Source organism: Kiloniella sp. EL199 (genome assembly GCF_900313065.1).
Classification (GTDB): Bacteria; Pseudomonadota; Alphaproteobacteria; order Kiloniellales; family Kiloniellaceae; genus Kiloniella.
The window spans coordinates 35290-60185 of sequence record NZ_OMPU01000008.1 but is presented as its reverse complement, the minus strand read 5'-3'; the positions used below and the strand labels follow the sequence as shown (position 1 = coordinate 60185).

Here is a 24896-nt window from a genome sequence, read left to right as displayed (position 1 = left end):
AGAGACAGTTGGTTTGTCATAAGTGTTTTGTACTTACCTTAGTTGATGTGAAACGGAAAGCATATGTTTGGTGGATTTGGCGGGCTAATCAGCTCTTTTCTGGTTTTTTTGCTCTTGCATTCAATTCCACCTATGCATCGGGTAAAACAATCTCTTATCAATCTGTTGGGCAAAGCGGGATACTATATTCTCTATTCTCTTGTTTCGACGTGTGTTTTGATCTGGCTTATTCACGAGGTATGGGCTGCGCCTTACATCGAGTTGTGGCCTTATGAGCCTTGGGCAGCGAGAGCAACGGCGCATATAATGCCTGTTTCACTTCTGTTCTTTGTTATGGGATTTTTACGGCCAAATCCGCTTTCTATTGGTCCCGGCAATGGGTTTGATAAAATGCGTATGGGTATCGTTGGAATTGTTCGGCATCCCATTTTATGGGGGTTTGCTCTGTGGGCGGGGGCGCACCTTTTTGCTAATGGTGGTTTGGCAGAGGTCCTGTTTTTTGCAGGTCTGTTTCTTCTTTCAGTTGGCGGCATGTTCATTGTCGATCAACGGAAAAAGCGTTTGCTGGGGGAAGAGGCTTGGATTGAAGTGTCCAGTGGTACATCGAATATACCTTTTGTTGGCCTGATAAAAGGCGGGAATTGCCGCCCAACCTTAAAGGATTTTTTAGGGGGCATTTTTGCTGTATTGGGTTTCGTGCTTGCTTTGTGGTTGCATCCTGCCTTGTTTGATGTTTCTCCTTTATCAGGTTTTCTTTGAAACCTTGAAAAGCATTTGTTCTTTATCACTTAAAGGATTGAGGTTGCTATCCAGGACACTTAAGCTGGATAAAAGAACTTTTAATTACGATCTGTTAGATTAACCATTTCCCTGCTTAAATAATCTTGATTGTATCGATAACCCTTTACTCGTTTTGTTGCACCCGAAGGCCTTTTGGAATTTATGTCGAAACCTGATGTCGCAGAAAATATAAAATCTAAAAAAGCAGGTATTCGACGTTTGTGCTTGATTGGTTTGGGTTGGTTATGTGTTGGGCTTGGTCTTATCGGTCTGGTCTTGCCTCTGTTACCGACAACACCTTTTCTACTCGTTGCCCTGTGGGCTTTTTCCCATTCGTCCGAACGCTTTCATAACTGGCTCTATCAGCATCATCTTTTGGGTCCGATGGTTCGGGACTGGGACTGTTATCGGGTGATCCCGGTAAAAGCAAAGGCCTTGGCGATTACGATGATGAGTGCCAGTTTGGCTTATGTGGCCTATAAGGATGTTGTACCATTATGGGGGCTTGGCCTTATTGGTTTATGTTTGCTTTGTGTTGCCATTTTTATTCTCAGGTGTCCAAGTCGCCCCCCGGCTAAAATTTCAGATCAGCCAACAGAATAAGATCCTCTTTACGTTGATTTGCGACCTGTTTCTCTGTGATAAATTAACAGAGACAGAGTAGATATCTTTTTGTTATTGAGCGATATAATCCAATCCAATTCGAGGCTCATTTCTCTGGCTATTTTGATAGCAGCCGCAGTTGAATAATAGAAAAGAAATTTTACTTGATAAAAAGCACTCTACAGGCGTTGCAGCTTGGGCGGGTGAGTGCTATTTTCCGCTCGAATTTAATACGTGATACTTTCGATATCCATAGAAGATTGGAACCGAGTATGTCTGTCGACAAAAATACGGTAGCGAAAATTGCCAGACTGGCGCGCATCCGGGTTGATGAAAAGCAGCAAGAAGAGCTGACCGGAGAATTGAACCAAATCCTTGGCTGGATTGAGCAACTCTCTGAACTGGACACAGATGGTGTTGAGCCAATGACATCTGTTGTCGAGATGACCCAACCTTTGCGTGAGGACGTGGTCAATGATGGGTACTATGTTGACCGGGTAACAAAGAATGCCCCTCAATCTGCCCATGGTTTTTTTGCTGTTCCTAAGGTGGTCGAATAATGAGTAACCTTAATAACCTGACAATTTCTGATGCTCTTGATGGCATGGAAAAAGGTGATTTTTCTGCGCGCGAGCTGACCGAAGCTCATATTAACGCGATGGAAGAAACCCGCGAACTTAACGCTTATATCGTTGAGACGCCTGAAATAGCCCTCGAAATGGCTGATGCTTCTGATAAGAAGCGCGCCGCAGGAGATGCTGGTTTGATGGAGGGGATTCCGATCGCGATGAAAGATCTCTTCTGTACGGAAGGAACGCAGACAACTGCCGCGTCGCGTATTTTGGATGGTTTTGTACCGACCTATGAATCAACTGTATCCGGTAATCTATGGAATGCTGGTGCTGTGATGTTGGGTAAATCCAACCTTGATCAGTTTGCCATGGGGTCTGCTAACATTACGTCGTATTACGGCAATGTTATCAATCCTTGGCAGCGTAAGGATAGCGATGCACAGCTTACACCTGGTGGATCATCTGGTGGTTCCGCAGCGTCTGTAGCAGCACGTTCAGCAATGGCTGCAACAGGTACTGATACGGGTGGCTCTATCCGTCAGCCTGCTGCGTTTTCTGGTATCGTAGGTCTAAAACCCACTTATGGTCGTTGTTCACGTTGGGGTGTCGTTGCCTTCGCTTCATCTCTTGATCAACCTGGTCCAATGACACGGTCTGTGCGTGATGCGGCAATCATGCTGGAAGCAATGGCTGGCTATGATGCCAAAGACTCCACATCGGTTAATGTTGGTGTACCTAGCTATCAAAAAGCTCTGACAGGTGATATTCGAGGCTTGAAAGTAGGTATTCCAAAAGAATATCGGTTGGATGGTACACCGAAAGAAATTGATGAAGCATGGGAACAGGGTATTGAGTGGATTAAGGACGCAGGTGCCGAACCTGTAGAGATCAGCCTGCCTCATACAAAATATGCTTTGCCTGCTTATTATATCATCGCACCTGCAGAATGCTCATCTAATCTGGCGCGTTATGATGGTGTCCGTTACGGCTTGCGTATTGATGGCGAAAGCCTGGATGATATGTACGAACGTACACGGGGCGAAGGTTTTGGTGATGAAGTCAAACGTCGTATTCTGATTGGAACCTATGTTCTGTCAGCAGGTTATTACGATGCTTATTACAACAAAGCGCGTCGTGTTCGCACCTTGATCGCGAATGACTTCAAAAAAGCCTATGAAAGTGTGGACGTAATCCTGACGCCAACAGCACCAAGTCCTGCCTTTGGCATTGGTGAAAAGATGGATGATCCGATTGCCATGTATTTGAACGATGTCTTTACCGTTCCTGCCAGCTTGGCCGGATTGCCGGGCATATCCGTTCCGACAGGTCTTTCCAGCGAGGGAACACCTCTTGGTCTGCAATTACTTGGTAAAGCTTTTGATGAAGAGACTGTCTTGAAGGTGGCGGGTGTTGTTGAAGAAGCTGCTGGTTTCTCTGCCTTGCCGCAGCTAATAGCGGGAGGTAAGTAACATGAGCTATCGTATTAAAGGAAATACAGGCGAGTGGGAAGTTGTGATTGGTCTTGAAGTTCATGCTCAGGTCATTTCAAAATCCAAGCTCTTTTCTGGTGCTGCAACAGCATTTGGCGCGGATCCAAACCATCACGTGTCGCTGGTGGATGCTGCGATGCCGGGTATGTTGCCTGTATTGAACAAAGAAGTTGTTGAACAGGGTATCCGAACAGGTTTAGGTCTTCGTGCGCAGATCAACATGAAGTCTGTGTTTGAGCGTAAAAACTATTTTTATGCTGACCTGCCACAGGGGTATCAGATTTCCCAGTTTCTGGAACCGATTGTTGGTGAGGGTACGATCACGCTTGACCTTGAAGGTGGTGAAGTTCGTGAAGTTGGGGTGGAGCGTATGCATCTGGAGCAGGATGCAGGTAAATCCGTACACGATCAACACCCGACACAATCGTATATTGATTTGAACCGCTCTGGCGTGGCTTTGATGGAAATTGTTTCCAAGCCGGATCTTCGCTCGCCTGAGGAAGCGGGTGCCTATCTGCGCAAACTTCGTTCTATCCTGCGTTATCTCGGCACTTGTGATGGCAACATGGACGAAGGTTCTATGCGTGCTGATGTGAACGTATCTGTCCGTAAGCCCGGCGATGAACTGGGTACGCGAACAGAAACGAAGAACGTGAATTCTATTCGTTATGTGCAGCAAGCAATTGAACATGAAGCCAAACGTCAGGTGAAAATTCTGGAAGAGGGCGGTGAGATTGTTCAGGAAACGCGTTTGTTCGATGCCAGTAAAGGCACGACACGTTCAATGAGAAGCAAGGAAGAAGCGCACGATTATCGTTACTTCCCTGATCCTGATCTGTTGCCGTTGGTTCTTGATCCGGCATGGGTTGAGGAAATCAAAGCGACAATTCCAGAGCTTCCAGATGAAAAGAAAGATCGTTTCATTAATGATTTTGCTCTGTCAGCTTATGATGCTGGTATTCTGGTCGCTGATCGTGAAAAAGCAATGTTCTACGAAGAGGTTGCCAAGGGCCGAGATCCTAAGTTAGCTGCGAACTGGGTGATGGGTGATTTCTTTGGGGCGTTAAACAAAAGCGGTCTTGCTTTGGACGAGTCCCCGGTTTCTGCGAAACAGCTTGGTGGTCTTATTGGTTTGATCAAAGACAATACAATTTCCGGACGTATCGCCAAGGAAGTCTTCGAGGTGATGTGGGATACCAGTAAAGATGCTGATACCATTGTTGAAGAAAAAGGCCTGAAACAGATTACGGATACAGGACCAATTGAAGCTGCAATTGATGAAATTATGGCTGCTAATCCTGATCAAGTTCAAGCTTTCCGTGGTGGTAATGAGAAGCTGATTGGCTGGTTCGTCGGTCAGACGATGAAAGCAACGGGTGGCAAAGCGAACCCCGGTATGGTGAACCAGTTACTTAAGAAAAAATTGACTGCAGAATAAGAACATTGGAAAGCTCGGTTGATATTATATAAAAATGCTTGGGTACTTTAAGTGCCCAAGCATTTTTTAACGCTGTTTATTTTGCCTGCAAATCTGTCCAATGCAGATGATGCAATGAACTTCTACATTTGTTGGTTTTGAAAAATAACAGGAGGTTTATTATTATGCAGTTGAAGATGTTGATGGAGCAGACGCATTTTGACTTGCAGCTCTCTGGTATACAAAAAATGTAATGACGACCAGAATAAAATAAGTTGAATGTTCAAGTAGCTCTGCTCGATCACCTGCAATAATATCAAATCCACAAAAAGCTAAAAAAGTCGCGGCATTGAGCGTGGCAATCTGTTCCAGTTTTTGTTTATTTCTATGGTAATAAAAAGGGATGGCCATGAATATGAGCGCCAATAAGACTTCCCAGATTCCTACAAAATATAAAAAGGGCGAGACATAATCCTGAGGAAAACTGAGACGTTCAAAATATTGAGTGAATTGCGTGCTTCTATCTTTTCCATGCCACCGAAATAATATAAGGTCTGAAGAATGACAGAATTTATCCAAGCCATTTAATCCCCAGAACAGAACCCAGTAAGCCGAGATTACGTTAGATAGTCTATGCATTGAGTAAAACCCCCTTCAACTTGCTTTGTTTTGTATTGCTGTATTCGTTATTATAAATATACATCTTTTTTAGGTGTATTTGAGATACATCTAAATAATTAATATTTATTAATTTTCTGTGACTATATAGGGGCAAAAAAATGTCATTTTTTTCTAAATTATTTGGACGTGCTAATTTAGATAAAAAAGAGACGCAACCTTCAGAAGAACCATTTTTATATGAGGGTTATGCAATTATTGCGACACCGGACAAGGCAGACAATGGGCAATGGCGGCTTTCGGGATATATAAAAAATGTGACTGAAAATCCTGAAGATATACAAATGGAACGTTTCTTTTTAAGGGCAGATACATTTTCTTCTCGGGAAGAAGCTGTTGAATTTACATTACGCAAAGGCCGTCAGATTATTGATGAACAGGGTAAACGGTTGTTTGCGGATGGTGAGCCAACAGGGCGTGCTTGATATCAATATCTGTTTCTATGAAATCCGTAGCTTGTAATAACGATAAGTTATTGATTTATTTATTTGTAGTTTATGGTCGCTAGTGACAGAGATGCTGATATTGGTTCCGGGGCAAAGTAAAAAGCTCGAGTTTTGGTTTTCACTATATCTTGAAGGTCGTATTAGATAACTTCTTGGTACAGCCTAACCAGTTCTGAATTAATAATTCAGGTGATATGAAACAAAGAGTTTTCATTCTCTTTTCTTCTCCCTATTCTTTCGCCAGATCTAAATGGGAGCTGGTCATGGGTGAAAAAAATAACGTTGAGACGCTTCTGGCTCAGGCTGGACATTATCTGGATAAAGACAGTGGTTCGGTTGTGCCGCCAATCCAGCCTTCAACAACGTTTGCCCGAAATGAGCAAGGCGATCTCTATGACAGCAATCGAATTTACGCCCGTGATCAAAGTGTAAATGCTGAAATGGTAGAGGCTATTCTCTGTGAGCTGGAAGAGGGGGCATCATGCAAGATTTTTGCTTCTGGAATGGCGGCTGCAACTGCGCTTGTACAAACACTTCGTCCTGGCGATCGTATTGTCGCACCAACAGTAATGTACTGGTCTCTTCGTGCCTGGCTTATTTCTTTTTGTGAAGACTGGAACATCAATCTTGCTTTTTTTGATCCGCGTGATGCCGCAGATATGGTCGCTGTGGTTAAAGCTGCACCAACCGACATTTTATGGATTGAAACACCTGCCAATCCAACCTGGGAAGTCGTTGATATTCAGAAAGCAGCTGATCTTGCACATTCTGTCAGCGCACAGCTTGTTGTTGATTCGACTGTTGTAACCCCGTTGATTACAAAACCGATAGCATATGGTGCTGATTTTGTGTTTCATTCCGCCACAAAATATATCAATGGACATAGTGATGTTATCGCCGGTGCTTTGATTGCTGCGAATGAAGATACTCGGTGGGAACGTTTGTGCAAGCTCCGCGCTCAACAAGGTGGGATACTCGGGCCATTTGAAAGCTGGCTTTTGCTCCGCGGGATGAGGACCATGCATGTTCGCGTTGAGCGGTCGTGTGAGAATGCGATGAAACTGGCGCGACACTTTGAGGGTTTCTCTGGCGTCAAGGAAGTGATCTATCCCGGACTTGTATCTCATACAAACCATGAGGTCGCAGCCAAACAAATGACCGGTGGCTTTGGCGGAATGCTTTCGATCCGCTTTAACGGTGGAAAAGAACAAACCGGGGTAATCATGGGACGCATGAAACGCTTTGTCAGAGCGACATCATTAGGCGGGGTCGAAAGTCTGGTTGAACACAGGGCATTGATTGAAGGCGAGGGAACACCTGTGCCTGATGATTTGTTACGCTTTTCTATTGGTATTGAAAATATTCAAGATTTGATTGAAGATTTGGAGCAGGCCATACGAGGATAATTGTGAAGGATCTTGTTGGTATTTCGATTATGACATCAATGGATCAACACAGCGCGATACATAAATTGAGTGCTGCAAACTCAGAATGATCACATGTTACTTTCTAAAATGGCAGCAACAATTCATTTCGAAATAGATGTTTTGTAAAATTAATTTTGTTCCAGAGTTTGAACGTGCTGATTTCTGCTTGGGATCAGGCATAAGATTATTATTGCAACTATAATTACTGGAGGGATGATACAAATCAAACCTATCCAATGGGATGTGCCAATATCATTTAGTCTGTATCCTATATATAATAGAGGAAGTATGGATATGCATAGTATGAGAGGAACGAAGACAAAAATAGTTATAGCTAGGCCGATAAAGAAAATTAGATAATCATTTAATTTTGTATCGAGCTGGCCAGCTAAGTGGATCACAAGTGCCATGCTTACCGAGATTGCTAACAGTTTACATATTTGTGTTATAAATTGAGTTCGGGTGTATTTCTTGTTTTTGTCTACCATTAACAAGCATAAAATAATGAAAAGTGGATAAGCTAGAAGTAGCAAGTATTGTTGTGAAATCTGATTACTCTCTAACATCTCAAGCTTGCCTTATTTCAGGGCATACTCTTTCCCTTACAGGAGAATAGCAATTAAAAATATCAACTAAAAGATTTATCTTCCACATATTGGTTTAAATCCTCCGACTTTAGTCAGAGGAGGTTTAATTATTGGGACCGAGTATATTTCTAATAACACGATGGAATACTTTCGTTCCTGTTTCTATTAAAACGTCGGGGAAATCAAAGTCCGGATTATGGAGTTGTGGTTGATTCAAGCCAGATCCAAGAGTGAACATTGCACTGTTACTGATTGTGCCGAATTGTCCAAAATCTTCTGACCAACGCATTGGTGTTGCCATTTTTTCGCATGTGATATTCTCGTCTGTAAAAGCGCTTGTGAGTATTTCTGTTGCCTCTGGTGCATTGACTGAATCCGCAAATACATCCTCATAGCCATAGGCTGCATTCAGATCGTATTTTTTTGCCGCATCATTGATCAGAGCTTCCGATTTTTTCTGCAACAAAGACATGACATTGTTTGTCTCACTTCTTAGTGTAACCATTACTTTGGCAAAACCGGGGGTAATGCCGAAGGCTTCTTCGCCTAAACGAGCATGAACAATTGTTACAAGGGCAAAATCGTTCGTAAAGTCTGGCGTATTTGGTAATTCCGTAAAGGCTGTAATCAAATCACACATGGCTGAGGCTGGGCTGGTGCCATCTTCTGGATGAGACGCATGAGATGTCTTGCCTTCCAGAGTAATCCAAAGACCTTGGGACGCACAGTTGAAGGGGCCTTCTTTGATTCCGACTTTGTGTAGTGCTTGACCGGGTAGATTGTGAAGAGAAAAGGAATAATCAGGAGTTAGTCTGGAAAATTTAGGGTCATTGATAACGGCTTTTGCGCCCGCACCGGTTTCTTCTGCTGGTTGGAATAAAAGAATGGCGCGTCCTTTTGCTGGACGTGTTCGATGTAAGAGAGTGGCAAGACCTGCAACCATTGCCATATGGCCATCATGACCGCATAGATGCCCTTTGCCTTGATGTGTTGCTTGATACGGCAGATCGTTTGTTTCTGTAATTGGTAAGCCGTCAAGCTCGCACCTGATAAGGACCGTGGGACCATCCTCCTTACCATTATATATGGCGGCTAATCCATAACCGCCTAGGTTACGGATAGTTTCATCGGGATCATATTGTTCAAGAAAACAGGAAACCAGATCACTCGTTTTTTTCTCTTTACCCGAAATTTCCGGGTAACGGTGTAACTCACGTCGAAATGAAATAAGCTTGTCGAGTGTTTTTTGATCAAGAAGCATTTCTCAAGCCTGTGAACAAGTACAAATAGAATTATGGGGTAAGCATAAAGGTCGTTATGTAGTAGAGAATTTCTTCGTGCGATTGCCGCATTGGGACATAGAATTTTCATATTAATTTTGTCATTAAAGCCTTTGAGAATTTCATTAACGAAGAGTTATCACTGGATTTTAAAAATCTGGTTAGCCGTTCAGTTACAGGTAGGTAAGTTGCCATGAATGGTTTTGGCTATTTAAAACTGGTTTTGTCGTAAAAAGAAAGGCACCGAGAAGAGGTTCATTTTCTTCCAGAATAATCAGGAGCCGAGGTAAAATATTAGGAAGGATTTCTGCAGCAAATTCTTCTCCTGTTGCTTCAATCCGTCTTTCTAGTCTCTCAAGTTTAGGGATGGCGGTAATGAAGGATTCAGGGTTTTTTATACTCGCCAGAGCATCGATTTCCTGTCGAGTGAGTCCTGCAGGACCTTTGTTTTTTGATAATTTGGCGTGCGCTTTTTGCAGTAGCTCAATATCTTTGATGCTGTGGAGAGCAATGATTTCGTCGTTGGTAAATTCAGTTGTAAAAATAGCTGCAATTTTGTTGATAAGGCTGGTCCTGTTTTTAATCATTTCCGCTGTTATGAGCGTGTTTATCTCTTCCAGTGCTTTATCTGGTAAACGAACTGCGGCAACTTCATTTTCTGCTTTGTACTGAAGAAAGGATTCCAGCAAGGCTTCTTTGATGAATTTGTCTGTGAAAATCATTTCGACAAACTCAACTGATTTTTCGTGTTTATTCAAAGAGGTCGATGGCCTCGTTTGCGCACAAGCTGATAAAACAGTGATTAGAATCGTAACAAGAAATAGGCGCGGTATCATTGGTTTTCCTGTTCCATAGCGGGACAATGCGTTGATAAGGTCATCGAGCGACGCTTGAAAGAGTTTAGCGTGATATCTCCTTGTAGGGGTAGGGAAATATTGTGTTCGTCTGCTTTTGTTTTCTAAAGAAGATCGCAAGTTAATAAAATTTACACCAACAAGAGAAGTTGCGCATCTCGCTGTTGTTCCGGCTACAAAATGTTCCTGTAAACGGGTTTGTTTCGATTGACTTAAACGACTCTTTCTCATCCTCACCATAATAACACCTATTCGGTATTATCTGGTACAGCCCCTTAATTCATTCTTGTGCACTACCATTATGTCTCATTAATGAAAATGATTATCTAAAGCTTTATAACATGTCACAAAAATTACATTTGGGCATCATGTGTTTATCAAATAACATGTATTTTATATGAATCTTATTTCAGTAAATATATAAAAAGGGGAGATAAATGTCGCAAGAAACAGACAATGATGATGAGGTACGGGTTGAAACTTTGCCAGATATAGAGATCAACCGTAGCTGGAATTCAATAAATTCTTTGTTACGTCACAAAACATCTACAGTTGTTGATGATGCCTCAATCAATGATAAAAATTTACTTCAGCAGAATGTAGCCGCTCAAGCTGAAAGTTCTTTGATCGAAGGAAAGAGCTTTGCCCCTGTTCCTGATGTTCCCGAACCGCTTCAGGGACAAACAATGATTGACCCGGTTTACGGAACAGCTGTTACACGTATCACAGATCATGAAAATGACCCGTCGTCTGGTTTTGCCCGTAGTTATTACTCGCGCATTCAAGCGTTCAACGCTGATGAAAGCAGAATAATGACGCATGCTGAAGACGGTTACTGGCACCTTTATGATCCAAATACGAATCAACATGTGAAGCAATTGCAAGGGCCAGCAGGGGCTTCGGAAGTACATTGGGATGTGGATGATCCTGACATTATCTATTTCGTTGATACAAATGGTGTTGGCAATAATTTTTACCAGATGAATGTTGTGACCGATGAAACAGTCAAGCTTGCCGATTTTGATGGTCGAGTTCCCTGGGATGACTTATTTTCATCTCGATCCCGATATGAAGGATCTCCTTCCGAAGACGGTGAAACATGGCCGTTCTTGGCTCAAGATGAAGGCTGGAATACACTTGGGATTTTTGTTTGGGATAAAAGTACTGATAAAATCCTGAGTACGTTTGATTTTGCCGAAAACGGTGTTCCAGAAGGACCAGATTACGTTTCAATGAGTCCGTCTGGCGAATACGTTATTGCGTCCTGGTCACATGAATCGGGGTTGGGAACACGGGCATATACAAAGGATTTTTCAAGCTTTGTTCAACTCCATAACGGGTCAGAACATTCAGATCTTGTAAAGTTGGCGAATGGTCATGACGCTTTTGTTTCCATTGATTACCAGGCCAATGGCGGAAGTGTTTTTTACATTGATATTCAAACAGGGGAAAAGGTGGACTTATTTCCCACTTATTTAAATGGTTCTGTTACGGCACTGCATTTTTCCGGGCGCGCATTTGATAAACCCGGCTGGGTGCTCATTTCAACCTACAATGAAAATGAAGCTACAGAATGGTTGCACCAGAAAATATTTGCTGTTGAGTTGACTGAAAATCCAAGAATATTCAATATTGCCAATCATCATTCCACGGAAGGTAGCTACTGGACAGAACCACAGGCTACGGTGAACAAAGATTTTACCAAAATTCTGTTTAACAGTAACTGGGGTAACGGTAGCAGCGATGATATTAATACCTATATGGTTGAACTAAAGGACCACGATATTCCTGATTTAGTCTTGAGTGGCAATATTGTCGGGACGGATCAGGATGATATTCTCATTGGGACAGATCAAGACGATATAATTAGTGGTCTTGCCGGTAATGACACTATTGATGGCAAAGATGGTGATGACGTTATATCCGGTGGCTTGGGTGCAGATATTATCAATGGTGGTGACGGCATTGATACCGTTGATTATCGCGAGGCCACAACTGGCATAACTGTTGATCTCTATTGGGGTAGTGGAGAACAGGGAGAGGCTGAAGGTGATCAGTATACATCGGTGGAAAACATAATTGGAGGTAACTCTGAAACTCATACGGATTATCTGTTTGGTAATGATGAGAACAATCATATTCAGGGGCTTGCCGGTCGCGATAATATTGAAGGCGGAAAAGGTGCTGATATTATTGATGGAGGTGATCAGGAGGACTATGCAAAATACAGGTACTCTGAAACTGGTGTAGATGTTGACCTAACGCGTGAAAAACAAGTCGGTGGAGATGCCGAGGGTGATATTCTTGTCAATATCGAAAACCTCTCAGGGTCTTCCCATAACGATAAGTTAACCGGGGATGAAGGTGACAATCAGCTTGATGGCAACGAAGGCGATGACACTCTCCGCGGGTTAGCTGGTGATGACACAATACTTGGCGGTATGGGTAATGACATCATTTATGGTGGTGAAGGGAATGATTCACTGCATGGGCAATGTGGTTCAGATATTTTTGTGTTTGAAGCTGCGAGCGCTTTTACCGGCGTTGATAAAATATATGACTTTTCCGCAGAAGAGGGGGATATTCTGGATGTATCTGATCTTCTGATTGATTATGACCCACTTGAAAGTAGTGTCGAAGATTTTGTGCGAATTACAGATGATGGCATAAATTCTATTTTATCAGTCGATGTTAATGGGACAGGGCAAAATTTTGTCGAAATTGCAACGTTCGTCTATCAGGCTGACCTGATGGATGAAAATGCTTTGGAAATGTCCGGAAATCTGGTTCTTGTTTGAGTGTAACCTATAATTTCTGGTTTGTTTTAGTTTCTAGTTTGTTTTATCGGGGGACGAGTTGATTTTTTCAAACCAGTCCAAGGTCCTTTTTGTCCAGCCTTTGGGAATGGAGTGTCCCCCGGTATACAGAACCAATAGTAAATTGCTGGTGGAGTTATAGCGTATCCACCAACGTTGCCAAAAAAGGTCGAGGCTGATGTTGTTGAGCTTGTATCAAACTCGTCGGTTCGCAGTCCTCTGCATTTGATTGATTTTCCGGATGACTTCCAGGTTATGAAGTACATTACCCTGTTGAATGATGCCTCCACCTAGGGGCGACCTTCCGGGGAACGGTTTTATCTCGCCAGCTAATCGAGTCTCAACTTAATTGGATCACTGCAATCTTGTGTAATTGGTTCGGGGAACCTGAATGCTCCGGCAACGGGTGCATGGGCCATGACAATTTTATTGTCCTGACAGGTTAAATACCACGCGGAGGATCTGCGGATGAAAAAGCCACTCATTAAAACCTGATCCCGATCAATATTGAATTTTGCAGACGCATCATCCGAAACTTTACGTGTAAAGGCCAACTCATCCCGCATTTTTGGGCGTTGAGGTATAAAAGGCCATCCCGGCCCAAACGAGAGTTTGACGCTTAAGGCCACTCGGTGCAATAACTGCATAACCATAATCGTGGATGGCTTTGATCATGTTTGTGTTATTTAATGTGTCAGCTCTAGATCTTCCGGCACCATGATGAAAGATAACCGCAGGAACTTTGGTGTCTGTTTTTATGTCGGATAGAGAAGCCGTCGGTAGAGAAACATTATATGAGCCGAGCTTTACTTGGCATTCATTCCCGATCTCTCCGCAAAGGTTGTTCGTTTCTTTCGAGAGTATAGTTATTTGGTCCGCTTAAAATAAAGACAGGGACGAGAATAAAGCAGAAACTATCTTCTTTATCATTAAATTCCGACAGGCCGGTTACCCAAAAGCGTTACGGTAATCCGTTTCCACTTGGCATAGCAGGGTAAAGTTATTATCCCGCGAGCGTGTGATTTTTTTTGTGCCATTTTCCCCGAAAGATTTTGATTATTGTATGGTGTGTTCTTTCTGATTCCGAGCAGCTATTCTCGCTGTCTTTTGGTAAATCACTATCTGTTATTGATTGAAATACTGTTCTTAACTGCTGGGGAGTGAGGGTGTTCGAATGCAAAAAGTAAGAATAATACAAGCTGTAACAAAGAAGATGTCAGATATAGAGACCACGTTATCTGACAAAGGGATAGCCATAGAAATGTGCGAAGACTTTCAGAAACTGGAAAAGATTTGTAACTCAATAGAAGACAGAAAACGCCTTTCCGAACCTTTTAGCACGAAATACTTTGACATTTTGCCGCGAGATGGCTTCTGGATCCGGGGTTTTGATCAGAATGGTAAGACCGTCAGCACACAGGTTATGCGTTATTCTGAATTGGGAGAAACCAACTTGGCAACTCTGTGGCAGCAGCAGCTTACGCGTCTGCACGGGGGGAAACTTATGAAAACATCCAGCCCAGGCGCACAACATATTAATGGCAGAGTTGTTTATCATGGCGATGTTTGGGTTGATCGTTCCTGCGCCCGGCTAAATCTGGGGGGGATTATGTCTCATCTCGCTCTGTCCGTTGCCCTATTGAAATGGGCACCAGATTTTGTTTATGGTTTCATGAGGGAAAAACTTTGTCTATCTGGGCTTGCACTCAAAGAGGGGTATTTTCATTGTGAACCCATAGGCTCACACTGGGTGGAACAACCGCGTGAGATCGATCCTAGCGATTGGTTGGTTTGGATGGGGCGTCATGACCTGGAATATCTTGCCCAACATAAAATGATTTCAGGCTTGTTATACTCCCGATAACATTTCCTCCGCTTTTGAAGCGACAGGGTAAAAGCAGGCGCTGGTAACCGACCAGACAATTCCCCTTCACAGGGTGAACCAATGGTGCAATGACTTCATGGGCAATCGGCTTGTTTTCTTCGAGAACCTTGATATAGGATTCCGTGACGGCCAAATCAAATTCAGCATCGGGCAAGGTCGACCCCGTACAGGTTTCTGCCCAGTTATGCCCAAATACCTGGGCTGTTACCGATGTATTTCCAGCATGAATAAGGGGAGGAATACGGTCTTCCCGTTGGATAACTGAGATTTGTAAATTTTCCAGTATACGTGTGGTGGCCTGATCCCGACCAATAATACCACCAGAATTTTCCCACCACTCCAGCCCTTGCGTTAACAGGATATCGGCTTTATCCGACGGCAAGGTTATGGGGGCTAATGTGATAACATCTTTTGTCATCGAAACTTACACGGCAAGGAACACACTACGAGCGAGATATGAACAATGCCATCAATAAGAGTGTTCGGCAATTGTTAAACACGTTTAATGTTGTTTTGATCGTGGAGGGGATTCAAGGCAATAGTCAGTAACTTTTAGATTTAGTTTCAAAAAAGGAGAAGCGATGCAAAAAAAGAAACTGCAATAATGAAAAATGAAAGTTTACCAATTAGGCTTTTCTCTTTTTCTTCAGGATATAAAATCCACTCAAGTTTTTCCATTTCACGTGATATTTTTTTCCCCCAATTGGGAGGTAAACTAATCTCAATAATCTCTTTTATCTCTATTGAATGATCACAATTTTCTTGGTTTTCGATATCTTCGGCGAGAAGAGTTATTTCATCTAGGCGATTTGGTATACTTCTAAGTTTATCAATTTGTGAGCCAATTGTGTCTTGAAGCAGGTTGGGTAATCCTTCTAAGCCTTCTGAAACACTTATAAACCTGACTCTTTCTTCGTGCTCTAAAACTTGGTGTAAAAGATCTCTGATTAGTGAGCAACTATGATGTATCTCGTCAACCTCGCCGGATAAACCTGGTTCTCCCCAGCTGTTAGTCAAAGATTCAAGCAATTTTTCTAATGGCAAAAATAATTTACTCATTTCGCTCATTCGTTCAATCGCCCAGGGTAAGATCTCATTATCATTGAGATGTTTATGTGGTTCTTGTGTAAAGGCCACTTCTTAGATCGTCTAGTTGGCGAAAATATGGAGTGTTGAAATGTCTCATAAACTCTGCGGTTAAACGAAACTCCCATCCAACAGGTTTATCAATAATAATACGCTTAATAATTGGAGGATAACCTTTAAGAATACTAAAGGTGGAATCAGAAAGGTGATCATTACTGAGAAGGGGGGCTTTTCCTAGCTGATTCTCTATTGACGTCTCGTGTTGCTCTCGCCACTTAAATAGTGTTTCCGGAGGATACTTTGTCTCATCTCGATCAACTTTTTTATGGCAATTACGGCATAACCAAACCCCATTTGTAATTTCACTTCGCGCATGATCTGTCATTTGATGTTTGAAACGAGCACTATTAGGCCTAGCGCCGTAAATATGGGCTGCTTCTCCTATAATAACTGTTTTATTTGAGTTTGAATTTGGCGCAACAGTAGCGACCTTACAGTTCGGATTTGAGCAATAAAATGCAGCGCGCTTGGCTAATATGTCTATGGTTTTTGGGCTAAAATCTGGCGACATCGATGTAATTTTGATCTGTGAAAATTTGATCAAGATACAATCAAAAGCTGTTTAATGCTATTGCTTGTTATTACGATGTTGCTTTGCGGATGTAAATTTCAACCAAAACTGTAGATCCATGTTACAGAAAATGAGATTATTTAAGCACTAATTAAGGCAACTAGTAATATTGCCCAAAAATTTAGGTTTATTGAAAGTATTCAGTTTCTTAGTAACTAGATTCTAATGAGAAAAAATGGTGCCGTGAGGCAGAATTGAACTGCCGACCCCGTCATTACCAATGACGTGCTCTACCACTGAGCTACCACGGCCTTGTTTGGACGGGCGTTATATGCCTTTGCCCGCATTTTAATGCAAGTCTTATTTTTATCTTTTTTTAAAATTTTGTCATCCCTTTAAATGCTGAACAGATAACAGGTGGAGTGATAATTGGCTGTTTATGGTCGCTTGAGGCTTGACCTTAACGACAAGACTTTGCAATCTGCGGCCATGACAGATCAAGACAAGACCGAAAGTTCGGCGGGCGAAAGCCTTACAGATAATAAACAGCGTAGTCAGAAGTCCATTAATGCTGAAAAGGAAATGGCAGAACGGACAAAAAAACGGCTGGAACGCGAAGCAAAAGCCTTGAGGGATAATCTCAAAAAGAGAAAAGGCCAGTTACGAGAGCGAAGGTAATTGTGTGTCGGTCATTTTATGTTGGCAATTTGTACAGATGATCTCTCTGAATTTGCCTATACATCTTTGGATAAATTATCACGAGAAATCTGCTGTTCTTCTGATCTTCAATCTTGAGCTTTGGGGCGGAAGACAGTAGAAGGCTTATGGCCTTGCGCGACAGTGACGTGCGAGAAAATGGAATCGGTGAACATTGGGAGGATATGCCGTGGGAATTATGCCGGATACTTGGATTCGAGAACAGGCCGAAAACCATGGCATGATTGAGCCTTATGTTGAGGCGCAAAGGCGTGAGGGTGTTATCTCTTACGGCGTCAGTTCTTATGGATACGACGCTCGGGTTTCCAATGAGTTCAAAATCTTTACCAACGTGCATAATGCCATTGTTGATCCGAAAGAATTCTCTGATCAGAGCTTTGTGGAAAAAGATGATGACGTCTGCATTATCCCGCCGAACTCATTTGCTCTGGCGCGAACCGTAGAGTATTTCCGCATTCCACGCGATGTTCTGGTTATCTGCCTTGGTAAATCCACCTATGCCCGTTGTGGTATCATCGTCAACGTGACGCCGTTGGAGCCAGAGTGGGAAGGCCATGTGACATTGGAGTTTTCAAACACGACACCGTTGCCTGCTAAAATTTACGCCAACGAAGGGGTCTGCCAGTTTCTCTTCTTGAAGGGTGAAGGGGATTGCGATGTTTCCTATGCGGATCGTGCTGGTAAATATATGAAACAGCGCGGTGTGACCCTGCCTCGTCTGTAATGAGTTTATGATGGGGGCATTTGAGGATAAACACGGTCGTTGAAGATATTTGAGTTTGTCTTGCCCCCGGTAACATAACAAAAACGTAACACAGCAAAAACAAGATGATTTATTTTAGGAATTGAGATCCTTTAAACAAATCAGTGCCACGATTTGAACAAAGCCTTTGGATAGTCCTGTCTGACAGTTGATAACCAGGCAGAAACGGTAAAGTACGATGGATAAGATAAAAATTCGCGGTGGTAATCCGCTTAAAGGCAAAATCTGGATCTCTGGAGCCAAAAACGCGGCCTTGCCGTTGATGACGGCTTCTTTGTTGACTGATGAAGTTCTGACACTCAAAAACCTTCCTCATCTGGCTGATATTACGACCCTTGCCAATCTGTTGTCACAACATGGTGTTGAACTGCATATGAACGGTTCTGCGGGTAGTGAAGGCTGTGCAGGGCGCGTTCTTGAGATGCATGCCAAAACAATTGAGACGACCAAAGCCCCTTATGAGCTGGTTCGTAAAATGCGTGCCTCTATCCTTGTTCTTGGTCCGTTGCTTGCCCGCGAAGGTCATGCAGAAGTTTCATTGCCGGGAGGCTGTGCAATTGGCTCACGTCCAGTTGATTTACATCTGCAGGGTATGGAACAGTTAGGTGCAGAAATCGAACTCAAAGAAGGCTATGTACACGCCAGGGCACCAAAAGGCTTGATCGGCGGCGAAGTCATGTTCCCGAAAGTATCTGTTGGTGCGACCGAAAACATTATGATGGCGGCAGTCCTGGCAAAGGGCACAACACGTATGATTAATGCGGCGCGTGAACCGGAAGTTGTCGATCTTGCAGAGTGCCTGATGGGGATGGGGGCTAAAATTCAGGGGGCTGGAACTGACACGGTTACGATTGAGGGTGTTGATCGTCTTCATGGCTACACACACACTGTTGTTCCAGACCGTATTGAAACTGGTACCTATGCCATGGCTGCGGCGATGACAGGTGGTGAATTGGAACTTGTAGGGGCAAGATCAGAACACCTTCGTTCCATGATCGATCAGCTTGCCCATGCTGGTGTGAGTATTGAAGAACTTGATAATGGTATGATTGCACGTTGTTCGGGGGAACGGGTAACGGGCGCTGACATTATGACAGAGCCTTATCCCGGCTATCCAACGGATTTGCAGGCACAGACAATGGCTTTGATGTCGACTGCAGATGGTGCATCAATGATTACCGAAACGATTTTTGAAAACCGTTTTATGCACGTGCCTGAGTTGTGTCGTATGGGCGCGAATATCACGGTGCACGGTTCTTCTGCATTGGTAAGAGGTCAGGCAAAGCTGACCGGGGCGGAAGTCATGGCAACAGACCTCAGAGCAAGTTTTTCTCTTATCATGGCCGGACTGGTTGCAGATGGTGAAACTGTGTTAAACCGTGTCTACCACCTTGATAGAGGTTATGAACGTGTTGAAGACAAGCTTGCTGCTTGTGGTGCTGATATTGAACGTATCAAAGGTGAATAGAGCCTGAACAGGAACCAGTTGGGAATTTGAGGATATGACTGAGGGACAAAGACTGAAGATCAGAGCGCGCGACGCCGAAGACATTCGTACACTCTCTGGCCTACTTCAGGATTCCCTGGCTCCTTTGTGTGATGTGGCCTATTTACGTGAAGAAAAACGATTTGTACTGGTTGTTAATCGTTTTTGTTGGGAAATGTTGCCGCAAGAACTTCGTGAGCGCGCTTTGTCAGCACCTGATACACCTGAAAGTCAGGCAGAGCAGAATGATGTTTCCTTTGAAGATGTTGATGATTTGCCAACTTTTCATAGGGTCAACACTGGGCTTTGTTTTGACAAAGTGAAATCTGTTCAAACCAAAGGTGTGGATCTCAAAAACAAAGATGAAATCCTGAACTTGCTGACAGTTGCAGCCATACCCGGTTACATTACGTTACATTTTTCTGGTGGCGCAGCTATTCGCTTGGTGGTGTCACAAATCCGTTGTCATATGGATGATATTAGTGAGCCATGGCCGACGCTCTATCAACCTCGACATAGCCTTGATGATGCTGACAAAGAGCAAGATAAGGGCACAAGCGCAGCACCAGATGCTGCGATTGATAGCAACCATGAAAAAGACGAGCATTCCGAGGGTACACGCTCCCCGGAAGAAGCGTGATTAAGAAACAAGTAAAAAGATTACCTGGCCTATAGAGATGTTTTCTCCTCTGGCCTTAAGAAAAAACGGATAAATATTATGCCCAAGATCGAACCGATGGTCCTGGCTGTCCCAAAGGGACGTATTCTTAAAGAGTTGTTACCCCTGATGAAAAGTGCTGGGGTTGTTCCTGAAGAGTCATTTTTCGACGAGAAGTGCCGCCAGTTACGTTTTGCAACCAATGTTGATTATCTGGAGCTTATCAGAGTACGCAGTTTTGACGTGCCAACGTTTGTTGCTTTTGGTGCTGCTCATCTTGGTGTTGCGGGTAGCGATGTTATTATGGAATTTGACTATCCAGAAATATACGCGCCTGTCGATCTGGATATTGGGCACTGTCGCATGTCAGTGGCTGCGCCAACCACGTTACTGGAAAACGAAGATCCGTCGCAGTGGAGTCACATTCGTGTTGCAACGAAGTATCCGAGTATAACCAAAAAGCATTTTTCTGCGCGCGGTGTGCAGGCGGAATGTATCAAGTTGAACGGTGCAATGGAACTGGCGCCAAATCTTGGCCTGTGTCGCCGTATTGTTGATTTGGTTTCTTCCGGCGCGACGCTTAAGGCTAATGGCTTGGCAGAAATTGAACAAATTTCTGAAGTCTCATCCCGGTTTATTGTAAACCGAGCGGCGCTAAAAACCCGACCAGATGAAATCAATCACTGGGTCCGCAGTTTTCAGGAGGCGGTCAATGCCAAGTGAACTCAAGGCTAATTCTGCTGACTTTGAAAATCAGTTTATTGATCTGCTTTCTTCAAAGCGTGAAGTTTCGTCTGATGTAAATGATGCTGTCGCTGAAATTTTAGCTGATGTGAAACGTCGGGGTGATCTGGCTCTGTTTGATTACACCAAACGTTTTGATCGTCTGGAATTGAACGAAACTTCAATGCGTGTTTCTGCTATTGAAGTTGAGGAAGCCGTTGCGTCATGTAATCCTGAATCTATCAAAGCGCTTGAGCTCGCTGCACAACGGATCACAGATTATCATGCGCGACAGAAACCAGAGGATTTACAATATACGGATGAGGTCGGTGTTCAGCTGGGGCATCGCTGGACTGCTGTTCAAGCGGCAGGCTTGTACGTCCCGGGAGGATTGGCAAGCTATCCGTCATCTGTATTGATGAATGCTTTACCTGCTAAAGTGGCCGGTGTTGAGCGGTTGGTGATGGTTGTACCGTCACCGGATGGTGTACTGAACCCACTGGTTCTTGCGGCAGCTTCTATCGCTGGTGTAGATGAGATCTATCGCATTGGCGGGGCGCAGGCTGTTGGGGCATTGGCCTATGGTACAGACACGATCAGCTCAGTGGATATTATTGTTGGTCCCGGTAATGCCTATGTAGCTGCAGCTAAAAAACAGGTCTTTGGTACTGTTGGAATTGATATGATTGCTGGGCCGTCAGAAATTTTGATTATTGCTGATGGTAAAAATGATCCTCGCTGGATTGCAGCAGATCTTCTTGCGCAAGCTGAACACGACACAGCAGCGCAATCTATTTTGATTACAGATAGTGCCAACTTTGCCGAAGCAGTAAAGCAGGCCGTGGATATTCATTTGCAGGCTCTTTCCAGGAGTGAGATTGCCAGCAAAAGCTGGCAGGATCATGGGGCGATTATTCTTGTTGATGATCTCGATGAGGCGGTTGGCTTAACAGATCGAATTGCTCCTGAACATCTTGAGATTGCTGTTGATGAGCCTCAGGTTCTTGCTGGTAAAATTAGAAATGCTGGCGCTATGTTCCTTGGCCGACATACAGCTGAAGTCATTGGGGATTATGTCGCTGGACCTAATCATGTGTTACCGACTGCAAGATCAGCTCGCTTTTCATCGGGATTGTCTGTGCTTGATTTTATGAAACGTACATCTTTGATTTCTTGTGATGAGCAGAGCTTGAAGGCAATAGGCCCTGCTGCTGTAACTCTTGCAAAAGAAGAAGGACTTACTGCGCACGCTTTGTCTGTGTCGCTGCGTTTGGGGGACTAAGTCTTAATTTCCTGCGTTTATTCTATATGTTTTAATGGGAAATAACCCGGTTTGCTGTGAAAAGATAAATAGCAAACCGGGTTATTCTGTTTTAGATCGGGGCTTTACCTCTTTACTATTCCGCTGGCATAGTATGTTGGTTGCTGGGTTTTGTTTTTGGCTAGTGACTGTGTCATTTGAATTATTAGATGTTTTGGGGGCTGGAGATGGAACAGGGCGGGCAGAAGTCATGTCACTATCTTTCCCATATTAATCTAGATGAGGCTTCATTGGCGCGAAGCTCTCCTGATGTTGAAAAAGAACGCGCTATTGCGATCTATGACATTCTGGAGCAGAACCACTTTTTACCCTTTGGATCAAAAGCCGGACCTTATGTGCTCGATCTGGCTATCATTGAAAATCGCCTAAGGTTTAGAGTTGATCGAGAAGAGGGAGCCTTTTTGTGTGAGCATATTCTCTCTCTGACGCCATTGCGGCGTGTTATTAAGGACTATTTTTCAGTCTGTCAGACATATTTTGAGGCCATTAAAATTGCCAGCCCTGCGAAGATCGAAGCAATCGATATGGGGCGGCGTGGGTTACATAATGAGGGATCAGAAATTCTGCAACAGAGGCTGGAAGGCAAAATTGAAATGGATTTCAATACTGCTCGACGTCTCTTTACCCTGATTTGCGCCCTTCATCACGTCAGGGGGCGTTGAGTTGAGTGATCTACCTGACGCAGTTCTTATTGCCTGCACTCATAATGCTGTGCGCTCACCGATGGCAGAAGGAATTTTAAAACATCTACTCGGACACAAAATTTTCGTGGACTCAGTCGGGGTGCGATCTCAGGAGATTGATGGCTTTGTAATCGAAGTTATGGATGAGATTGGTATTGATATTTCAAAGCATCGTGCCAAAAACTTTACTGACCTTGAAGATAGTTCATTCGATCTAATTATCAGCCTCTCGCCGGAAGCGCAGCATTCGGCGGTTGAAATGACGCGAACTATGGCTTGTGATGTCGAGTTCTGGCATACCTTTGACCCGACACTTATAGAAGGCAGCCGGGGAACAAGGCTTGAATCGTATCGGCAGGTGCGGGATTTTTTGAAAAAGAAGATAGAAACAAGATTTACGTTGGACCTTAAGCCCAATTTGTAGAATCAGTTTGTTAAATTAACATCATAAGAAGTTGGGTAAAGATTATGTTTTTTGAAAAGTGCTTCTAAAGTCCCGTCGGCTTTGATGAGTTTATACCCTTGGCTTAATCGTTCTGTGATTAGTGCCGCATCTAGACGGGTCGTGCTGATTGCCGGGTGGATGTCCTCTAAAAATAATGTTTCCAGATAGGTGATTGTGTCAGCGTGATCTAGATTCTTTGTCTGCAAAATGTAATTTCCGAGCACGTTTCCGGTAAAGAGAATATCAAAGCGTTTTTCGATCAACATTTTCATGCCATTAATTTCTTTTGGATAGAAGATTAGTTTTATTTCTTCATGAATTAGGCCTTGCAGAATTTTAGTATAAGCTCCGTCTTTAAGAGCTCCAAAAGTATATTTTTTCAAATCAATCAGCTGGTTGAGTTCAATATTGCTGTCCTTGCGAACAAATAACCCAACTTCTGTGATCCAGAATGCCTGTTGAGTATAAGTAAGCCAGCTTTGATGTTCTGCAACAAAGGTTGAGCAAGAAATACCGTCTATTTCACCAATTTTCGTGAGGGTGATTAGTCGATTCCATGGAAGTATCTGATGCTCTATATCGTACCCGGCACGTTTCCCTGCTGTTTTCAGAATATCAACAAAAAGGCCCTGGTTTGTTTTTGTTGCATCAACCAGTGGTTTCCATTCGTGACAGGCAAGAACGAGCTTTTCGGCTTTTGCTGGAAAGCCAAGTATCAATATAACGAATAAAATGGATGCAACGCGAATGATCATACTTGTCGCTTCCTTCCCCCTCTAGAATAACAGACAAATTTTATGATAGATCATTAATGAGAAAGCTTAACATTTCCCTTTAATCAGTAAAGTTTTTTTCAAGGTGCTGCACTATTGCGCATGTTCGGGGAAGGTCGTTGTTCGCGGTCAGGATTTTTGCTATCTAGCAAAGAAGTATTTTCCAGGAACTGTCCAATGCTTTCTTTTTAGAAGAGATGACGGATTATTCTGTGTTCTTTGAATGAAATGATTAACATATGAATCTTATTACAAGACAGTCTTCTGCCTCTTTTGTGCTGGCATCCGGATCTCCCCGGCGGCGTGATTTACTTGAAACATTAGGCATAAAACCTGATGTTATTGATCCTGCCGATATCGATGAAACCCCAAAGAATCGCGAATTACCATTGGATTATGCAAAGCGTATTGCCTTGGAAAAGGCGACGTTGGTTTCGAGTAGGCATAATGCTTCCTTCGTTTTAGCGGCAGATACTGTTGTTGCTGTTGGCCGACGTATTTTACCGAAGGCAGAAGATGAAATTGATGCTCGTGATTGCCTGGGGTTACTTTCTGGTCGACGCCATCGGGTTTTGACCGGACATGTTCTTGTGCTTCCAAATGGTGAAGTCAGAAAAAAGATTGTGGTAACAGCTGTGAAGTTCAAACGTCTGCATCAAAGCGAAATTGATGCTTATATTGCTTCTGATGACTGGCAGGGAAAAGCGGGAGGGTACGCTATTCAAGGGGGCGCATCAGCATTCATTCCCTGGATAAGCGGCTCTTATACAAATGTTGTTGGACTGTCTTTGCCTGAAGTCGCGAATATGTTGGTTGGAAATGGTTTTTAGCGTTC

At 43.4% G+C, this 24896-nt stretch carries 26 protein-coding genes, 1 tRNA gene and 1 pseudogene; 18 read left to right on the top strand and 10 right to left on the bottom strand.

Translation table 11 applies throughout. From position 1 onward, the window contains the following. Positions 1–63: 63 nt before the first annotated feature. The 5 genes from D9A03_RS06785 to gatB all read left to right on the top strand — a co-directional run bounded on the left by D9A03_RS06785 (position 64) and on the right by gatB (position 4883). Positions 64–759, top strand: a complete 696-nt coding sequence (locus D9A03_RS06785) for an NnrU family protein (protein WP_120496461.1) — start codon at positions 64–66, stop codon at positions 757–759. A gap of 183 nt (positions 760–942) precedes the next feature. After that, positions 943–1383, top strand: a complete 441-nt coding sequence (locus D9A03_RS06780) for a YbaN family protein (protein WP_120496460.1) — start codon at positions 943–945, stop codon at positions 1381–1383. 272 nt (positions 1384–1655) lie between these two features. After that, positions 1656–1943, top strand: a complete 288-nt coding sequence (gatC, locus tag D9A03_RS06775) for an Asp-tRNA(Asn)/Glu-tRNA(Gln) amidotransferase subunit GatC (protein ID WP_120496459.1) — start codon at positions 1656–1658, stop codon at positions 1941–1943. Continuing rightward, positions 1943–3424 carry an Asp-tRNA(Asn)/Glu-tRNA(Gln) amidotransferase subunit GatA gene (gene gatA, locus D9A03_RS06770; RefSeq protein ID WP_120496458.1) on the top strand — a complete coding sequence of 494 codons (1482 nt, stop codon included), beginning with the start codon at positions 1943–1945 and terminating at the stop codon, positions 3422–3424. The genes gatC and gatA overlap by 1 nt, the downstream gene beginning before the upstream one ends. Before the next feature lies 1 nt (position 3425). Further along, complete coding sequence (gene gatB / locus D9A03_RS06765; protein ID WP_120496457.1) at positions 3426–4883, top strand: Asp-tRNA(Asn)/Glu-tRNA(Gln) amidotransferase subunit GatB; 1458 nt, start codon at positions 3426–3428, stop codon at positions 4881–4883. Between the two features lie 162 nt (positions 4884–5045). On the opposite strand, the gene D9A03_RS19745 is transcribed toward gatB, so the two are convergent. Beyond that, complete coding sequence (locus tag D9A03_RS19745; protein WP_162938011.1) at positions 5046–5501, bottom strand: hypothetical protein; 456 nt, start codon at positions 5499–5501, stop codon at positions 5046–5048. 140 nt (positions 5502–5641) lie between these two features. On the opposite strand from D9A03_RS19745, the gene D9A03_RS06755 reads away from it, so the two are divergent. Beyond that, complete coding sequence (locus D9A03_RS06755) at positions 5642–5965, top strand: HlyU family transcriptional regulator (protein WP_120496455.1); 324 nt, start codon at positions 5642–5644, stop codon at positions 5963–5965. A 284-nt stretch (positions 5966–6249) separates the two neighbouring features. Further along, positions 6250–7392, top strand: a complete 1143-nt coding sequence (locus D9A03_RS06750; RefSeq protein ID WP_162938010.1) for a PLP-dependent aspartate aminotransferase family protein — start codon at positions 6250–6252, stop codon at positions 7390–7392. A gap of 149 nt (positions 7393–7541) precedes the next feature. Here the strand turns inward: D9A03_RS06750 and D9A03_RS20255 are convergent, their stop codons facing one another. From D9A03_RS20255 to D9A03_RS06735, 3 genes and pseudogenes are all read right to left on the bottom strand, one after another. Continuing rightward, positions 7542–7901, bottom strand: coding sequence for a DUF805 domain-containing protein (locus D9A03_RS20255; RefSeq protein ID WP_371682948.1), 360 nt, complete (start codon positions 7899–7901; stop codon positions 7542–7544). A 202-nt stretch (positions 7902–8103) separates the two neighbouring features. Next, positions 8104–9261: an amidohydrolase gene (locus D9A03_RS06740; protein WP_120496452.1), complete on the bottom strand. Its 1158-nt coding sequence runs from the start codon at positions 9259–9261 to the stop codon at positions 8104–8106. A gap of 1005 nt (positions 9262–10266) precedes the next feature. Next, positions 10267–10365: pseudogene (locus D9A03_RS06735) on the bottom strand (IS1595 family transposase); the annotation flags it as partial. A gap of 206 nt (positions 10366–10571) precedes the next feature. On the opposite strand from D9A03_RS06735, the gene D9A03_RS20225 reads away from it, so the two are divergent. Continuing rightward, entirely contained in the window at positions 10572–12932 is a 2361-nt protein-coding gene (locus D9A03_RS20225; protein WP_120496451.1) for a calcium-binding protein, read from the top strand. A gap of 347 nt (positions 12933–13279) precedes the next feature. On the opposite strand, the gene D9A03_RS06725 is transcribed toward D9A03_RS20225, so the two are convergent. Continuing rightward, positions 13280–13597 carry a hypothetical protein gene (locus tag D9A03_RS06725; protein WP_162938009.1) on the bottom strand — a complete coding sequence of 106 codons (318 nt, stop codon included), beginning with the start codon at positions 13595–13597 and terminating at the stop codon, positions 13280–13282. A gap of 527 nt (positions 13598–14124) precedes the next feature. On the opposite strand from D9A03_RS06725, the gene D9A03_RS19740 reads away from it, so the two are divergent. Beyond that, positions 14125–14814, top strand: a complete 690-nt coding sequence (locus D9A03_RS19740; protein ID WP_162938008.1) for a hypothetical protein — start codon at positions 14125–14127, stop codon at positions 14812–14814. Here D9A03_RS19740 and D9A03_RS06715 read toward each other — a convergent pair. The 4 genes from D9A03_RS06715 to D9A03_RS06700 all read right to left on the bottom strand — a co-directional run bounded on the left by D9A03_RS06715 (position 14726) and on the right by D9A03_RS06700 (position 16803). Then, complete coding sequence (locus tag D9A03_RS06715) at positions 14726–15253, bottom strand: hypothetical protein (protein WP_120496448.1); 528 nt, start codon at positions 15251–15253, stop codon at positions 14726–14728. The two genes, D9A03_RS19740 and D9A03_RS06715, sit on opposite strands and share 89 nt — an antisense overlap. Positions 15254–15399: 146 nt before the next feature. Further along, complete coding sequence (locus D9A03_RS06710; RefSeq protein ID WP_162938007.1) at positions 15400–15903, bottom strand: hypothetical protein; 504 nt, start codon at positions 15901–15903, stop codon at positions 15400–15402. A 43-nt stretch (positions 15904–15946) separates the two neighbouring features. Next, positions 15947–16492: a hypothetical protein gene (locus D9A03_RS06705; protein ID WP_120496446.1), complete on the bottom strand. Its 546-nt coding sequence runs from the start codon at positions 16490–16492 to the stop codon at positions 15947–15949. A gap of 236 nt (positions 16493–16728) precedes the next feature. Next, a tRNA-Thr gene (locus D9A03_RS06700) sits at positions 16729–16803 on the bottom strand. A 118-nt stretch (positions 16804–16921) separates the two neighbouring features. On the opposite strand from D9A03_RS06700, the gene D9A03_RS06695 reads away from it, so the two are divergent. From D9A03_RS06695 to D9A03_RS06660, 8 genes are all read left to right on the top strand, one after another. Beyond that, positions 16922–17170 carry a hypothetical protein gene (locus tag D9A03_RS06695; RefSeq protein WP_120496445.1) on the top strand — a complete coding sequence of 83 codons (249 nt, stop codon included), beginning with the start codon at positions 16922–16924 and terminating at the stop codon, positions 17168–17170. 217 nt (positions 17171–17387) lie between these two features. Next, positions 17388–17933, top strand: coding sequence for a dCTP deaminase (gene dcd / locus D9A03_RS06690; RefSeq protein ID WP_371682944.1), 546 nt, complete (start codon positions 17388–17390; stop codon positions 17931–17933). A 217-nt stretch (positions 17934–18150) separates the two neighbouring features. Beyond that, positions 18151–19440 carry a UDP-N-acetylglucosamine 1-carboxyvinyltransferase gene (gene murA, locus D9A03_RS06685; RefSeq protein ID WP_120496444.1) on the top strand — a complete coding sequence of 430 codons (1290 nt, stop codon included), beginning with the start codon at positions 18151–18153 and terminating at the stop codon, positions 19438–19440. A 34-nt stretch (positions 19441–19474) separates the two neighbouring features. Continuing rightward, entirely contained in the window at positions 19475–20098 is a 624-nt protein-coding gene (locus D9A03_RS06680; protein WP_120496443.1) for a DUF2948 family protein, read from the top strand. Positions 20099–20176: 78 nt separating this feature from the next. Beyond that, entirely contained in the window at positions 20177–20839 is a 663-nt protein-coding gene (gene hisG, locus D9A03_RS06675; protein WP_120496442.1) for an ATP phosphoribosyltransferase, read from the top strand. Continuing rightward, positions 20829–22121, top strand: a complete 1293-nt coding sequence (gene hisD / locus D9A03_RS06670; RefSeq protein ID WP_120496441.1) for a histidinol dehydrogenase — start codon at positions 20829–20831, stop codon at positions 22119–22121. Before hisG ends, hisD begins: the two co-directional genes overlap by 11 nt. Positions 22122–22327: 206 nt before the next feature. Beyond that, positions 22328–22822 (top strand): UPF0262 family protein, encoded by a 495-nt coding sequence (locus D9A03_RS06665; protein ID WP_120496440.1) that lies wholly within the window; start codon positions 22328–22330, stop codon positions 22820–22822. Position 22823: 1 nt separating this feature from the next. Then, on the top strand, positions 22824–23267 hold the full coding sequence (locus tag D9A03_RS06660) for a low molecular weight phosphatase family protein (RefSeq protein WP_120496439.1): 444 nt from the start codon (positions 22824–22826) through the stop codon (positions 23265–23267). Between the two features lie 2 nt (positions 23268–23269). Here D9A03_RS06660 and D9A03_RS06655 read toward each other — a convergent pair whose 3' ends face one another. Continuing rightward, a complete protein-coding gene (locus D9A03_RS06655; RefSeq protein WP_120496438.1) occupies positions 23270–24043 on the bottom strand; it encodes an ABC transporter substrate-binding protein in 774 nt (257 codons plus the stop codon). A gap of 257 nt (positions 24044–24300) precedes the next feature. Here D9A03_RS06655 and D9A03_RS06650 point away from each other — a divergent pair, with 257 nt between their 5' ends. Further along, positions 24301–24891 carry a nucleoside triphosphate pyrophosphatase gene (locus D9A03_RS06650; protein ID WP_120496437.1) on the top strand — a complete coding sequence of 197 codons (591 nt, stop codon included), beginning with the start codon at positions 24301–24303 and terminating at the stop codon, positions 24889–24891. The last annotated feature ends 5 nt before the right edge of the window (positions 24892–24896 follow it).

Coding starts and splice junctions, on each gene's coding strand:
- D9A03_RS06755 (WP_120496455.1), top strand. CDS start 5,642: ATGTCATTTTTTTCTAAATTATTTGGACGTGCTAATTTAGATAAAAAA.
- D9A03_RS06705 (WP_120496446.1), bottom strand. CDS start 16,492: ATGTCGCCAGATTTTAGCCCAAAAACCATAGACATATTAGCCAAGCGC.
- D9A03_RS06680 (WP_120496443.1), top strand. CDS start 19,475: ATGACTGAGGGACAAAGACTGAAGATCAGAGCGCGCGACGCCGAAGAC.
- gatB (WP_120496457.1), top strand. CDS start 3,426: ATGAGCTATCGTATTAAAGGAAATACAGGCGAGTGGGAAGTTGTGATT.
- D9A03_RS19745 (WP_162938011.1), bottom strand. CDS start 5,501: ATGCATAGACTATCTAACGTAATCTCGGCTTACTGGGTTCTGTTCTGG.
- D9A03_RS06785 (WP_120496461.1), top strand. CDS start 64: ATGTTTGGTGGATTTGGCGGGCTAATCAGCTCTTTTCTGGTTTTTTTG.
- hisG (WP_120496442.1), top strand. CDS start 20,177: ATGCCCAAGATCGAACCGATGGTCCTGGCTGTCCCAAAGGGACGTATT.
- D9A03_RS06650 (WP_120496437.1), top strand. CDS start 24,301: ATGAATCTTATTACAAGACAGTCTTCTGCCTCTTTTGTGCTGGCATCC.
- D9A03_RS06750 (WP_162938010.1), top strand. CDS start 6,250: ATGGGTGAAAAAAATAACGTTGAGACGCTTCTGGCTCAGGCTGGACAT.
- D9A03_RS06655 (WP_120496438.1), bottom strand. CDS start 24,043: ATGATCATTCGCGTTGCATCCATTTTATTCGTTATATTGATACTTGGC.
- D9A03_RS06715 (WP_120496448.1), bottom strand. CDS start 15,253: ATGACAAAAGATGTTATCACATTAGCCCCCATAACCTTGCCGTCGGAT.
- D9A03_RS06725 (WP_162938009.1), bottom strand. CDS start 13,597: ATGCAGTTATTGCACCGAGTGGCCTTAAGCGTCAAACTCTCGTTTGGG.
- D9A03_RS20255 (WP_371682948.1), bottom strand. CDS start 7,901: ATGGTAGACAAAAACAAGAAATACACCCGAACTCAATTTATAACACAA.
- dcd (WP_371682944.1), top strand. CDS start 17,388: ATGCCGGATACTTGGATTCGAGAACAGGCCGAAAACCATGGCATGATT.
- gatA (WP_120496458.1), top strand. CDS start 1,943: ATGAGTAACCTTAATAACCTGACAATTTCTGATGCTCTTGATGGCATG.
- hisD (WP_120496441.1), top strand. CDS start 20,829: ATGCCAAGTGAACTCAAGGCTAATTCTGCTGACTTTGAAAATCAGTTT.
- D9A03_RS06780 (WP_120496460.1), top strand. CDS start 943: ATGTCGAAACCTGATGTCGCAGAAAATATAAAATCTAAAAAAGCAGGT.
- murA (WP_120496444.1), top strand. CDS start 18,151: ATGGATAAGATAAAAATTCGCGGTGGTAATCCGCTTAAAGGCAAAATC.
- D9A03_RS20225 (WP_120496451.1), top strand. CDS start 10,572: ATGTCGCAAGAAACAGACAATGATGATGAGGTACGGGTTGAAACTTTG.
- gatC (WP_120496459.1), top strand. CDS start 1,656: ATGTCTGTCGACAAAAATACGGTAGCGAAAATTGCCAGACTGGCGCGC.
- D9A03_RS19740 (WP_162938008.1), top strand. CDS start 14,125: ATGCAAAAAGTAAGAATAATACAAGCTGTAACAAAGAAGATGTCAGAT.
- D9A03_RS06740 (WP_120496452.1), bottom strand. CDS start 9,261: ATGCTTCTTGATCAAAAAACACTCGACAAGCTTATTTCATTTCGACGT.
- D9A03_RS06710 (WP_162938007.1), bottom strand. CDS start 15,903: ATGAGCGAAATGAGTAAATTATTTTTGCCATTAGAAAAATTGCTTGAA.
- D9A03_RS06665 (WP_120496440.1), top strand. CDS start 22,328: ATGGAACAGGGCGGGCAGAAGTCATGTCACTATCTTTCCCATATTAAT.